This is a genomic window from Pseudomonas sp. GW458-11-26-14-LB4 (assembly GCF_059423925.1).
Genome location: NZ_JBWKYU010000007.1, coordinates 264,950 through 277,688, shown reverse-complemented (window position 1 = coordinate 277,688; position 12,739 = coordinate 264,950). Strand labels below are relative to the sequence as shown.

Below are 12,739 nucleotides of genomic sequence, written 5' to 3'. Positions count from 1 at the left end.
CCATCAGAAGCCCGGCGCAATCTGCCCTTTGTAGCGGGTCAGAATGAACTGACGCACTTCATCGGAATTCAACGCCTTGGCCAGTTTCTGCAGGCCCGGGTCGTTGATGTTGTCGGGACGCGCGACCAGAAACTCGATGTACAGGCTCTTGCCTTTCTCGACGATCAGCGCGCTGTTGGTGTCGATCCCGGCTTCCAGCGCGTAGTTGGCGAACACGAACGCCAGGTCCACCTGACTCACTGAACGAGCCAGCAACGCGCCTTCCAGCTCACGGATTTTCAGGTGCTTGGGGTTTTCGACGATGTCGCGCTGGGTGGCCAGGGTGTTGCTCGGATCCTTGAGCTTGATCAGCCCCGCCTCGTGCAGCAGCACCAAGGCGCGACCGGTGTTTACCGGGTCATTGGGGATCGACACGCTGGCGCCGTCCTTCAGCTCCGAGATGTTCTTGATCTTGGTCGAGTAAGCACCGAACGGTTCGATGTGCACCCCGACCACCGGCACCAGATCGGTGTGGCGAGTCTTGTTGAAATCATCGAGAAACGGCCGGTACTGGTAGTAGTTGGCGTCAAGGTTTTTCAGCGCCAGTTGCTGGTTGGGCTGGATGAAGTCGGTGAAGACCTTGATGTCCAGATCCACGCCTTCCTTGGCCAGGGTCGGTTTGACGAATTCGAGGATTTCCGCGTGCGGCACCGGGGTGGCACCGACGATCAGTTTTTCGTTGGCATGGGCGCCAAACGACAGAACGGCAGCCAGTACGGCCAGGGTCTTTTTCATGCTGTGCTCCAAGGCAGATTTGAGTGGCCGTCGTGGGGTGAACGTGGGGCCTTTATGGGTGAACTTGTTTTTTCAGCGTCGGCTGTAGTGCGCCACCAGGCGGTCGCCGGTCATTTGCAGGGCCTGCACCAGAATCAGCAGCAACACCACGGTGACTACCATCACGTCAGTCTGAAAGCGCTGATATCCGTAGCGGATCGCCAGATCGCCGAGCCCGCCGCCACCGATCACGCCGGCCATCGCCGTGTAATCCACCAGCACGATGGCGGTGACCGTCACCGCCGCCAGCAACCCGCCGCGGGCTTCCGGCAGCAAGGTGTGGCGAATGATTTGCCAGGTGTTGGCGCCCATCGCCTGGGTCGCCTCGACCACGCCGCGATCGACTTCGCGCAACGCGGTTTCCACCAGCCGCGCAAAGAACGGCGTGCAGCCGACCACCAGCGGCGGAATGGTCCCGGGCACGCCCAGCGACGTACCCACCAGCAGCGTGGTGAGTGGAATCAGCACGATCAGCAAAATGATGAAAGGCAGCGAACGCAGCATGTTCACGATCACCGACAGCACCCGGTACAGGCCGACCATTTCATGCAACTGGCGTTTGCCGGTGAGAAACAACAGCAGCCCCAGCGGCAAGCCCAACAACACCGTGAACAGCAGCGCCGCGCCGAGCATGCTCAGGGTGTCGAGACAGGCCTGGGCGATGTCGGCCCAGTAAATGTGTTTGAACCACTCGGCCATGATCAGGACCAGTCGTGGCGCGGCGGTTTGACGCCGTTGAGCAGCCAGTTGCCGACCACGTGGTACTTCCAGCGCACCGGATCATGCAGCGTGTGAACCCGGGCGTTGCGCCAGTGGCGGTCGAAGTTGTGCTTCTTCAGGGTCGAACGGGTGCCGCCGAGTTCGAACAACTTGTTGCTGGCCTCGATGGCGATTTCGGTGGTCAGCACTTTGGCCTTGGCTACCGCGAGTGACGCCAGTGCGACGTTGTCTTCATCGGGTGCCGGACGTGCGGCGTCGAGCGCCCAACCGGCGCGTTCCAGCAACGCCTCGGCGGCTTCCAGACGGATTTCCAGTGCGCCGATCTGAATGATGGTCAGCGGATCTTCGCTGGCCTTGTCCACACCCGCATCGATCCATGGCCGGGCGAACTGGCGGACAAATTCGACCGTATCGCGCAGCGCCGCACGGGCAATGCCGGCGTCGATGGCAGCGGTGGTCAACTGGGCGAACGGCCCGGCCAGGGTCGGGTTCTCGTAGGAACGGTACGTCGGGAACAGATTGAACGGTGCCACTTGTAAATCCTGCGCCAGCACCGTGCCGCTGGAGGTAGTGCGCTGGCCGATGCTGTCCCAGTCATCGATGATCACCAGCCCTTTCGTGCCGCGCTCGACGAAGGCCAACTGGCCCTTCTGTTCTTCATCCAGCGCCAGCACCGCCAGCCAGTGGGCGTAGAGCGAACCGGTGCAGTAGCCCTTGCGGCCGTTGATCACGAAGCCGTCGCCATAACGACGGAGGGTCGCCTGAATATCCTGCACATTCTTGCCGCCGGTTTCCGACAACGCGTTGGCGAAACGATGACCTTGCAGCGCCAGCTCAAAGAAATGCGCCTGCTGCGCCAGGGTGCCTTGCAGGCGGATGTCTTCGAGCAGGCAGTAATGGTTTTGCGGGATCTGCCCGAGGGACGGATCGGCGGCGGAAATGATCGCGATCACTTGCGCCAGCACCGCACAGGACACCTGCGCGCCGCCGTATTCCTTCGGCACGGTGATGCCCCACAGGCCACTGTTGGAATACAGATCGACGATCTCGGCGGGTACTTCGCGGTTGCGGTCACGCTCGGCGGCGTGTTCCTGCAAGACGGCGGCGACCTGTGCAGCCACGCGCAAGGCTTCGGCGTCGTCGGCGATCCGGTGGGCGGTCGGCGGGTTGATCGGATAAACGGCAGATTCAGACATGGATGACTCTCGGTATCGGTGTTGTACCGGGTCATTGCAGCTTCTGTGCCTGACGAAAAGGCCTTGTTTTACGGGGGCTGCAACGGAACTTCAGGGCGTTTGGCGATGAAAACTTGCGCATTCTGTTGCTTCGCTGTCGATGGCTGAACAGTGCGAGGCCTGCTCGTCGGCTACTCGGTCACGACGGCGGCACGGATCTATAGTTGAGCGACCGGCAACCCCGGCGAAGGCACACCTTCAACCACTAATAAAAACCAGGCAACAAATAACAGGGAGTATCGCCATGAGCGTCAAACCCATTCCCGAGGGGTACCACAGCATTACCCCGTACCTCGGCATTCACAAAGCTGCCGAAGCCATCGACTTCTATAAAAAGGCGTTCGGTGCCACCGAAGTCATGCGCCTGAGCATGCCCGACGGCGGCATCGGCCACGCCGAACTGCGCATCGGCGACAGCGCGATCATGCTCGGCTCGCCATGCGATCAAGGTCCGTTGAGCAATCCGGACACAGCGGTGTCGGTCGGTCTGCATCTGTACGTGACCGATGTCGACAAATCCTTTCAGCGTGCGCTGGAGGCCGGCGCGACCTCGGTGTCCGAGGTCAAGGATCAGTTCTACGGCGACCGCAGCGGGACGTTGAAAGATCCGTACGGGCATCTGTGGTTCCTGGCCACGCGCAAGGAAGACCTGACCCAGGCGCAAATCGAGCAGCGGGCGAAGGAGATGTTCCAGCAGGGTTAGCAAAGCCAGGTTGTCCATTCCCGCGCAGCGCGCGGGGATGGGCGAACACGATTCATGAACCGTCGAACCACGCTTCACGTCTTGTCATGAACGCCCGGCGATTTCAGGATGCAGGCCACTCGCCTGAATAAAGGATCACCCGATGTTTGCCGGATTCGTCAAAGACCAGCGCCACGTCAACGGTGTGGACATCAGCTACCGCCTCAAAGGCAGCGGCCCGGGCCTGCTGCTGTTGCACGGGCACCCGCAGACCCACGTCATCTGGCACAAGATCGCCGAGCAACTGGCGGAGCACTTCACGGTGATCGCCGCCGACCTGCGCGGTTATGGCGACAGCAGTCGCCCGCCGGCCGATGAGGCTCACCTCAACTATTCCAAACGCGAGATGGCCCGCGACGGCGTGGAATTGATGAAGGCGTTGGGCTTCGAGCAGTTCTCGATCCTTGCCCATGACCGTGGTGCGCGGGTTGCCCATCGCCTGGCGCTCGATCATCCCGAGGTTGTACAGCGCATGGTCCTGCTCGACATCGCGCCGACCCTGGCAATGTACAGCCAGACCAACGAAGCCTTTGCCCGGGCCTACTGGCACTGGTTCTTCCTGATCCGCCCGGCGCCGTTGCCGGAAACTTTGATCGAAGCCGATCCCGAAGGTTATCTGCGCAGTGTCATGGGCAGCCGCAGCGCCGGGCTTGCACCCTTTACCGACGAGGCATTCAGCGAATATCGGCGTTGCCTGGAACGTCCCGGCAGCGCTCGGGGGATCTGCGAGGACTACCGCGCCAGTGCCGGCATCGACCTGGAACATGACCGCGCCGACCTTGCTGTCGGCCGCCATCTGAACCTGCCGTTACTCGTGCTGTGGGGCGCCGAGGGCACCGTCGGTCGCTGCTTCGATCCGCTGGGGGAATGGCAACAAGTTGCCACTGATGTACGGGGCAAGGCTTTGCCTGCCGGGCATTACCTCGCCGAAGAAGTGCCCGAATTGTTGCTGACCGAAGCACTCGACTTTCTCCGCTGATTCCCCTCCTTCAATCCGGCGGCATGCGCTGCCGGACTGCTTCGCCTCCCCCGCAAAAATCCGCCCACGCGACAGCCACCTGCAATCGCGAAACATTTACTTTCATATCGTTTATCGGGATTTGCTTCGGTCATCCGTCTTATAGAAATGCGGGCTGGTCGCGTAGGCAAAAGCCACGACCGGCCTTTCAGGGGACTCCCGTGCTGCGAAGCCCGTAGTACCGCTCCCTCTCACTGAAACAAGACCCGTCATCATGTCGAAGAAATCCCGCTCGAAACTGTGGTTCCTGGTACACAGCTGGCTGGCGTTGCCGATCTGGTTTTTCGTTCTGATCGTCTGCGTCACCGGCACCCTGGCAGTGGTCAGCCAGGAAATCGTCTGGCTGGCCAACCCGCAAATGCGCGCCAGTGCCCCATCGGACGAAGCACCGTTGCTCAGCTACGATCAGGTCCTGGCCGCGATCAAGAAGGCCGAACCGCAGACCGTGGTGCAAAGCGTCAGTCGTCCGGACGAATCGCACTTTGCCCTCGACGTCGAGGTCAGCTACCCCGACGGGCGTTCGCTGACGGTCTACGTCAACCCGTACACCGGGGTCATCCAGGGCCCCGCGCCAACCTTCAACTTCAAGGCGTTCACCCGCGCACTGCATGGCTGGTGGCTGGTGCCGTTCACCAACGGCTTCAGCTGGGGCTGGTATCTGGTGTCGTTCCTCGGCCTGCCGATGCTCGCTTCGCTGGTAACCGGGCTGGTGGTGTACAAGCGCTTCTGGAAAGGCTTTCTCCGCCCGACCCTGCGCATTCGCCACGGTGCGCGGATTTTCTGGGGCGACTTTCACCGCCTCAGCGGCATCTGGTCGATCTGGTTCATCGCGGTGATTTCCATTACCGGCGTGTGGTTCCTGATCCGCGCCCTGCTGTTCGACTTCCAGATTTCCATTTCCAGCGAACCGATCATCCCGGCGATGTCCAGGGAAAGTGTGCCGATCTCCGCCGACGGCACACCGCCACCGCGGATCAGTCTCGACTCGGCCATCGAGATCGCTCAACAAAAGATCCCGGGGCTGGAAGCCAGTTTCGTCAGCCTGCCCGGCAACGCCTACAGCCACATGAGTGTCGGTGGTCGTGGCTGGTATCCACTGATGTTCCAGACCGCCACGCTCAACCCTTACAACGGTGACATTGCCGCCTCGCGACTGCTGTCCGACCGCTCCGCCCTGGAGTTCGTCACCGAATCGATGCGTCCGCTGCACACCGGCGATTTCGGCGGAATCTGGATCAAGCTGATCTGGTTCTTCTTCGGCCTGCTGCTGAGCATGATGGTTCTCAGCGGCCTCCTGATCTGGACCAAGCGCACCGCCCTGGCCACGCTCAACGCACTCAAGCGCGAAGACAAGAGAAACCGCAAGGTCGCGCCGCGATCGACGTCCCGACATGAACCTTCGGAGGTGCGTCCGTGAGCCACATTGGAATAACACCACCGTCGCGCCTGAACCGGTTCTGGCACAAATGGCGTTTCCACCTCAACGTCCTGTTGCTGCTGATCCCGCTCGGTTTCATGCCCAAATACTTCGCCGATGCTTCGCTGTTTCGTGGTGACAGCGGACTGGGTGAACGGGAGATCGGCGAAATCCAGGTCGGCCCCTGGAGCCTGCGACTGGCCGAACTGCGCAATCAGGCCCCGATCCTGACCGGCCCCGCCGGCTACATGAAAGATTTCAGCGCCGCCCTCTGCGACGCCTGTGTCGACCACGTCAAGGCGACGTACCTGCGCATCGGCAAACCTCGCAGCCTGCGCGCGGCCGGGGTGATTTTCTTCGGCACGCCGTACCGCATGGGCACCCAGTTGCCGGTGCCGGAAAAGACCGCTGCCGACGCCGAACTGTGGATCACCATGGAAGGCTGGGACGGCAGCATGCACCAGGCCTCGATTCCGCTGCGCCAGGCCTCGCCTGCCACCCTCGCCTGGCTGAACAAACAAGGAGCCAAACCATGAGTCATGCCCAACGCCCCTTCCGCCTGCAGCTGAGCGCTGCCTTGGTGGTGCTGTCTGCCGGTTTCAGCACAGGCGCCCTGGCCCACAACCCGATGTGCGAGTGCAAGGCCATCGACGCCGAGCAGATCAAATGCACCGGCGGCTTCTCCGACGGCAGCGGCGCGCCGGGGGTAACCCTCGACGTGATCGGCTATGACGAAACCATTCTGGTGCCAGGCAAGCTCGGCGCCGATTCGACCCTGACCTTCAAGAAACCCGGCGCCGAGTTCTACGTGCTGTTCGACGCCGGCCCTGGCCACGTGGTCGAAATCGACCAAGCGGATATCGAAGCCCCATGACCACGCCGACCACCCAGGTTGTACGCCCGGCCGGTGCCGGGCACGAAACCCTCAATGTGCTGCTGATGTGTCTGTTGATCCTCACCGTCGCCGGATCGGTAGTCGCATGGCGCGGCGTTTCCCACGAACCGGAGCCGGTTTCCAGCCATCAACTGGACGCCCGCCGCGACCTAGGCGCCAGCGAGCAAGGCATCTATGCGGATCTGCGGGTGACCCTCGACGAGATCCACCTGTTGTGCGAAGAACAGCAAACACTGCCGACCCCGCAGAACCTGGCGGACGAAGGTTTCGCCCCGTTTGCCCAGGACGCCAGCTCGGTCAGTCGAGGTGGTCATGCCTGGCAGTTGCTGGCCGACCGCGCCTACTTCGGCCACAGCCAGGCACCGGCTGTGGCCGGTTCGTTTCTGATGCGCCTGAACGACGCCGCGCCGGACATCTGGCTCAACCGCGCCACCGACCTGCAAGCGCCGGCAGACCTGTCCGACGCAGCGCTGTCCGCCGCCGGCTGGAAACAGATCGTCGCGCAATTCGATGCCGGGGTGACCCGCGAACATCGTCATTGAACCCTCGCCTTCATTCGAGAGAAGACCGCTTGCCCATGCCTAGTTCATCTCAACGCCGTCCTTTCCTGCGCCTGCTGCTGATCGGTCTGTGCGCCTGCCTGCTGAGCCCGCTGGCCAGCGCCGATCAGGCCAAGCGCCTGCGCATCGGCATCACACTGCATCCGTATTACAGCTATGTGGCGAACATCGTCGGCGACAAGGCCGAGGTCGTGCCACTGATTCCCGCCGGTTTCAACCCGCACGCCTACGAGCCGCGCGCCGAAGACATCAAGCGCATCAGCGGGCTGGACGTGATCGTGCTCAACGGCGTCGGCCATGACGACTTCGCCGACCGCATGATCGCCGCCAGCGAAACGCCGAACATCAAGACCATCGAAGCCAACGAAAACGTGCCGTTGCTGGCCGCCACCGGGGTTGCTGCGCGCGGCGCCGGCAAAGTGGTGAACCCGCACACGTTCCTGTCGATCAGTGCCTCGATTGCCCAAGTCAACAACATCGCCCGGGAACTGGGCAAGCTCGACCCGGACAATGCCAAGACCTACACCCAGAACGCCCGCGCCTACGGCAAACGCCTGCGGCAGATGCGCGCCGACGCCCTGGCCAAACTGACCCAGGCGCCGAACGCCGAACTGCGAGTCGCCACGGTGCACGCCGCTTATGACTACCTGCTGCGCGAATTCGGTCTGGAAGTCACCGCCGTGGTCGAACCCGCCCACGGCATCGAGCCGAGCCCGAGCCAGTTGAAGAAAACCATCGACCAACTGCGCGAGCTGGACGTGAAGGTGATCTTCTCCGAGATGGATTTCCCGTCCACCTACGTCGAAACCATCCAGCGTGAATCCGGTGTGAAGCTGTACCCGCTGTCGCACATTTCCTATGGCGAATACACCGCCGACAAGTACGAAAAGGAAATGACCGGCAACCTCAACACCGTGGTGCGGGCGATTCAGGAGTCCGGCGCATGACGGCTCAGGAAAACCTTTCAATCAGACATAGCGGCCCGACCCTGGATTTCGCCGACGTCAGCCTGACCCTCGGCCGCACGACGATCCTCGACAAAGTCACCTTCCAGGTGCAGCCCGGCAGCGTGCATGCGCTGGTCGGCCCCAACGGCGGCGGCAAGAGTTCGCTGATCAAGACCCTGCTCGGGCAGATGCCGCATCACGGCCGGCTCAGTCTGCAATGGCCCGGCGAACCCGGCACCATCGGTTACGTGCCGCAGGCGCTGGAATTCGATCGGGGTCTGCCGATGACCGTCGATGATTTTATGGCCGCCATGTGTCAGCGTCGCCCGGCCTTCCTCGGCTTGAGCAAACGCTACGCCGGCGCTATCGATGATGCGCTGGAGCGAGTCGGCATGCAGGACAAGCGCAAGCGCCGGATGGGCGCACTATCCGGTGGTGAACGCCAGCGGGTTCTGCTCGCTCAAGGCCTGATTCCGGCCCCGCAATTGCTGGTGCTGGACGAACCGATGTCGGCCCTCGACGAAGCCGGGATTCAGGTCTTCGAGCGATTGCTCGGCGACTGGCGTGCGGCAGGCATCACGGTGCTGTGGATCGAGCACGATCTGGAAGCGGTCGGGCGTCTGGCCAATCGCGTCACCGGCCTCAACCGCCGCGTGCTGTTCGACGCCACGCCACAACAGGCCCTGACCCCGGAACGCCTGCTGACCCTGTTCTCGACCCATCCAAGGAGCGCTGCCTGATGAGTTACGAAGCCTTTCGTTTGATGGTGCAAGGCTGGGCCTCTTCCGGTTACCTGCCGGAAGCCCTGGCCTATGGGTTTGTGGTCAACGCCTTGCTTGCCGGTCTGCTGATCGGCCCGGTGCTCGGTGGCCTCGGCACGCTGGTGGTGGTCAAGCGCTTCGCGTTTTTCTCCGAAGCAGTCGGTCACGCGGCGTTGACCGGCGTGGCCATCGGCATTCTGCTCGGCGAGCCCTACACCGGGCCGTACGGCAGCCTGTTCGGTTACTGCCTGCTGTTCGGCATTTTGCTCAACTACCTGCGCAACCGCACCGGTCTGGCACCCGACACATTGATTGGCGTGTTCCTGTCCGTGTCTCTCGCTTTAGGCGCCAGCCTGCTGCTGATTCTGGCGGGCAAGATCAACGTGCACATTCTGGAAAACGTGCTGTTCGGCTCGGTGCTGACCGTCAACGGCAACGACCTGCTAGTGCTGGCGATTGTCGGCTCGCTGGTCATGGCGCTGGCCCTGCCGCTGTACAACCGGATCATGCTCGCCAGCTTCAATCCGCAACTGGCGGCGGTGCGCGGCGTCGCGGTGAAGACCCTGGATTACCTGTTCGTGATTCTGGTGACGCTGATTACGGTTGCTGCAGTGAAAGTCATCGGTGCGATTCTGGTCGGTGCGCTGCTGGTGATTCCGGCGGCGGCAGCACGTCTGCTCAGCCAGTCGCTCAAAGGCTTTTTCTGGTGTTCGGTGCTGATTGCCACGATCAGCACGCTGTGCGGGATTCTCGCGCCGATCGTGTTCGACCTGCCGATTCCGTCCGGCGCTGCGATCATCCTGGTCGCCGGTATCGCCTTCGCCCTCGCCGCGATTGCCCGGGGCGTCGTCCCCAGTCTGAAAGGGAACCTTGGATAAATGGCTTTTTCATTACGAAAACTGACTCTGGCCATCGCCCTCAGCGGTGCAGTTTCAAGCCCTCTGCTGGCTGCCGAGAAACCGTTGCGAGTGCTGGCCTCGTTGCCCATCACTTATGGTCTGGGTGAAGTCCTGCTCAAGGGCACCGACATCAGCCTCGAACGTGCGGCGCCAGCGAATCTGCCGGGCAGCCGCCAGACCGCCTATTTCACCGGTCGCGGCGCCCCGGCGCTGAGCAAACTGGCCACTGGCGCCGATGCGGTGATCGGTGTGCGCTCGCTGTGGGCCGATGATCCGCTGTACCCGATCGCCCGCCGCAGCAACATCCGCATCGTCGAAGTCGACGCTGCCCGCCCGGTGGACGGCGCCCTGCCCGGCATTGCCGTGCAACCGGGGCTCAAGGTCGACGGTTTGAACAGCCAGCCGTGGTTGGCGAGCAACAACATGGGGCGCATGGCCGACGTGATGGCGGCAGACTTGGTGCGCCTGGCACCGAAGGACAAACCGAAGATCGAGGCCAATCTGGCGGCACTGAAACAGCGCCTGCTGAAACTCAGTGCCGACAGCGAGGCGCGTCTGGCCAGTGCCGACAACCTGAGCGTGATGAGCCTGAGCGATCACTTCGGTTACCTGATCGGCAGCCTCAATCTGGAATTGATCGGACAGGATGCCCGCGCGGATGCCGAATGGACGCCGGAGGATCTGAAAAAACTGACCGCCACCCTGAAAGACAATGACGTGGCGGTGGTGCTGCACCATCGGCAGCCGTCGGACGAGGTGAAAGCGGCGATTGCCGAATCGGGCAGTCATCTGCTGGTGCTGAGCACCGATGCGGCAGATCCGGTGGCAGAGCTGGAAGGCAATGTGGATGTGCTGCTCAAGGGCCTGAGCGGCGCCTAAGGCCAGTTGCCCCCCCGTTGATCGTTCCCACGCTCCGCGTGGGAACGATCATCAAGGCCGATCTTCCAGACATGAAAAAACCCGCTGACTGTTTCCAGCCCAGCGGGTTTCTTTTTGCCTGAAGACTTACTGTGCAGCCGCTTGCGCTTCCATCTTCTGACGCAGGCTCAGCGGGCGCATGTCGGTCCAGACTTCTTCGATGTAGGCCAGACATTCCTTTTTCAGGCCACTCTTGCCGACGGTGCGCCAACCTTCCGGCACGGCCTTGTAATCAGGCCAGATCGAGTACTGCTCTTCGTGGTTGACCACGACTTGAAAGAGGATGTCCTCGCGGTCGAATACTGAAGTCATGCTGTGTCTCCATCGCTGTAAGGGTGGGCTGCACGACGGGTGCAGCCGGGTATGTAGAAAGAACGTTCGACGCGGCGAAAAATTTACAGGCCGGCGGTCGCGGCGCTCAACGCACGGCCGAAGATCTCGGCGACGCGGTCGATTTCCGCGGCGGTGATCACCAGCGGCGGCAGGAATCGCACCACCGCACCATGCCGACCGCCCAGCTCCAGAATCAGGCCACGCTTGAGGCATTCGCGCTGAACCAGCGGCGCCAGACGCGCAAACGCCGGTGGATGGCCGAGTGCGTCCGGCGTACCGTTCGGATCGACCAGTTCGACACCGAGCATCAGGCCACGACCACGAATGTCGCCCAGTTGCGGGAAGTCGCGCTGCAGGATGTGCAAGTGCTCGCTCAGGCGTTCGCCCATCGCAGCGGCGTGTTCGCAGACCTTGTGCTCGACCAGGTAACGCATCACGGCAGAGCCGGCGGCCATCGCCATCTGATTGCCACGGAACGTACCGGCGTGGGCGCCCGGCTGCCAGGTGTCGAGCCAGTCGCGATAAACCACCACGGCCAGCGGCAGGCTGCCGCCGATGGCTTTGGACAGCACCACCACGTCCGGGGTGATGCCGGCGTGTTCGAAGGCAAACATCTTGCCGGTACGGGCGAAACCGCTCTGGATTTCGTCGATGATCAACGCTACGCCAACCTTCTCGGTGATGCGGCGCAGACCGCGTAGCCACTCGATGTCCGCCGGGATCACACCGCCCTCGCCCTGCACCGCTTCAACGATGACTGCGGCCGGCAACTGCACGCCGGCCTCGGGATCATTGAGCAGGTTTTCCAGGTAACTCAGGTTGGCCTTCACACCCGCCGCGCCACCGAGGCCGAACGGGCAGCGGTAGTCGTACGGGAACGGCATGAATTGCACGCCGGTGCTGAGCAATGCGCCCAACGGTTTCTTCGGACCGAGGCTGCCCATCAGACTCAAGGCGCCCTGGCTCATGCCGTGGTAACCGCCGGAAAACGACAGTACGGTGCTGCGCCCGGTGGCGGTGCGCACCAGTTTCAGCGCAGCTTCCACGGCGTCGGTGCCGGTCGGGCCGCAGAACTGGATTTTCGCTTCCTTGGCCAATGCTGGAGGCAGCAGGCCGAACAGGTCCTGAACGAATTGGTCTTTCACCGGCGTGGTCAGGTCCAGGGTGTGCAGCGGCAGTTCATCGGCCAGCACCTGCTGGATCGCCTCGATCACCACCGGGTGGTTATGCCCCAGCGCCAGAGTGCCGGCACCGGCCAGGCAATCGATGAAGGTACGGCCTTCGACGTCTTCGACGTACAGGCCCTTGGCGCGCTTCAGTGCCAGCGGAATTCGGCGCGGGTAGCTGCGGGCATTGGATTCCTGCTGGCTCTGCCGGGCCAGCAACGGTGATTCATTGAACTGATACAGCGTTTCAGCCGGCGCGGAGGCGATCCGGGCCGACGACTCTTCAATAAGACTGGTGGCGACTGACATCTCTCG

General features: G+C 62.5%; 15 protein-coding genes. 10 read left to right on the top strand and 5 right to left on the bottom strand.

Going from position 1 to position 12,739, the window contains the following annotated elements; translation table 11 throughout:
• Positions 1–3: 3 nt before the first annotated feature.
• The 3 genes from AC07XZ_RS12150 to AC07XZ_RS12140 form a co-directional block, all read right to left on the bottom strand.
• Complete coding sequence (locus AC07XZ_RS12150) at positions 4–774, bottom strand: MetQ/NlpA family ABC transporter substrate-binding protein (protein WP_039770347.1); 771 nt, start codon at positions 772–774, stop codon at positions 4–6.
• 72 nt (positions 775–846) lie between these two features.
• Positions 847–1,512, bottom strand: coding sequence for a methionine ABC transporter permease (locus AC07XZ_RS12145; protein WP_085744918.1), 666 nt, complete (start codon positions 1,510–1,512; stop codon positions 847–849).
• Positions 1,513–1,514: 2 nt separating this feature from the next.
• Positions 1,515–2,729, bottom strand: a complete 1,215-nt coding sequence (locus AC07XZ_RS12140) for an SfnB family sulfur acquisition oxidoreductase (RefSeq protein ID WP_102686425.1) — start codon at positions 2,727–2,729, stop codon at positions 1,515–1,517.
• 283 nt (positions 2,730–3,012) lie between these two features.
• Between AC07XZ_RS12140 and AC07XZ_RS12135 the strand changes: the two genes are divergently transcribed.
• The 10 genes from AC07XZ_RS12135 (at position 3,013) to AC07XZ_RS12090 (ending at position 10,886) form a co-directional block, all read left to right on the top strand.
• Positions 3,013–3,471 carry a VOC family protein gene (locus AC07XZ_RS12135; RefSeq protein WP_085744920.1) on the top strand — a complete coding sequence of 153 codons (459 nt, stop codon included), beginning with the start codon at positions 3,013–3,015 and terminating at the stop codon, positions 3,469–3,471.
• Between the two features lie 142 nt (positions 3,472–3,613).
• The gene (locus AC07XZ_RS12130; RefSeq protein ID WP_102686426.1) at positions 3,614–4,489 is read left to right on the top strand and encodes an alpha/beta fold hydrolase; all 876 of its coding nucleotides are present in this window, start codon (positions 3,614–3,616) and stop codon (positions 4,487–4,489) included.
• 253 nt (positions 4,490–4,742) lie between these two features.
• Positions 4,743–5,945, top strand: a complete 1,203-nt coding sequence (locus AC07XZ_RS12125) for a PepSY-associated TM helix domain-containing protein (RefSeq protein ID WP_102686427.1) — start codon at positions 4,743–4,745, stop codon at positions 5,943–5,945.
• The gene (locus AC07XZ_RS12120) at positions 5,942–6,481 is read left to right on the top strand and encodes a PA2404 family protein (RefSeq protein ID WP_102686428.1); all 540 of its coding nucleotides are present in this window, start codon (positions 5,942–5,944) and stop codon (positions 6,479–6,481) included. The genes AC07XZ_RS12125 and AC07XZ_RS12120 overlap by 4 nt, the downstream gene beginning before the upstream one ends.
• Complete coding sequence (locus AC07XZ_RS12115) at positions 6,478–6,819, top strand: hypothetical protein (RefSeq protein ID WP_102686429.1); 342 nt, start codon at positions 6,478–6,480, stop codon at positions 6,817–6,819. Before AC07XZ_RS12120 ends, AC07XZ_RS12115 begins: the two co-directional genes overlap by 4 nt.
• Positions 6,816–7,382 carry a DUF6162 family protein gene (locus AC07XZ_RS12110; protein WP_102686430.1) on the top strand — a complete coding sequence of 189 codons (567 nt, stop codon included), beginning with the start codon at positions 6,816–6,818 and terminating at the stop codon, positions 7,380–7,382. The genes AC07XZ_RS12115 and AC07XZ_RS12110 overlap by 4 nt, the downstream gene beginning before the upstream one ends.
• 35 nt (positions 7,383–7,417) lie before the next feature.
• The gene (locus AC07XZ_RS12105; RefSeq protein WP_064598220.1) at positions 7,418–8,347 is read left to right on the top strand and encodes a metal ABC transporter substrate-binding protein; all 930 of its coding nucleotides are present in this window, start codon (positions 7,418–7,420) and stop codon (positions 8,345–8,347) included.
• A complete protein-coding gene (locus AC07XZ_RS12100; protein ID WP_102686431.1) occupies positions 8,344–9,087 on the top strand; it encodes a metal ABC transporter ATP-binding protein in 744 nt (247 codons plus the stop codon). Before AC07XZ_RS12105 ends, AC07XZ_RS12100 begins: the two co-directional genes overlap by 4 nt.
• Positions 9,087–9,986: a metal ABC transporter permease gene (locus AC07XZ_RS12095; protein ID WP_033059198.1), complete on the top strand. Its 900-nt coding sequence runs from the start codon at positions 9,087–9,089 to the stop codon at positions 9,984–9,986. The genes AC07XZ_RS12100 and AC07XZ_RS12095 overlap by 1 nt, the downstream gene beginning before the upstream one ends.
• On the top strand, positions 9,987–10,886 hold the full coding sequence (locus AC07XZ_RS12090) for a metal ABC transporter substrate-binding protein (protein ID WP_102686432.1): 900 nt from the start codon (positions 9,987–9,989) through the stop codon (positions 10,884–10,886).
• Positions 10,887–11,012: 126 nt separating this feature from the next.
• Here AC07XZ_RS12090 and AC07XZ_RS12085 read toward each other — a convergent pair whose 3' ends face one another.
• Together AC07XZ_RS12085 and AC07XZ_RS12080 are read right to left on the bottom strand one after the other, a co-directional pair.
• On the bottom strand, positions 11,013–11,237 hold the full coding sequence (locus AC07XZ_RS12085; protein ID WP_007917715.1) for an MbtH family protein: 225 nt from the start codon (positions 11,235–11,237) through the stop codon (positions 11,013–11,015).
• An 83-nt stretch (positions 11,238–11,320) separates the two neighbouring features.
• Complete coding sequence (locus AC07XZ_RS12080; protein WP_102686433.1) at positions 11,321–12,733, bottom strand: aspartate aminotransferase family protein; 1,413 nt, start codon at positions 12,731–12,733, stop codon at positions 11,321–11,323.
• Positions 12,734–12,739: the final 6 nt, after the last annotated feature.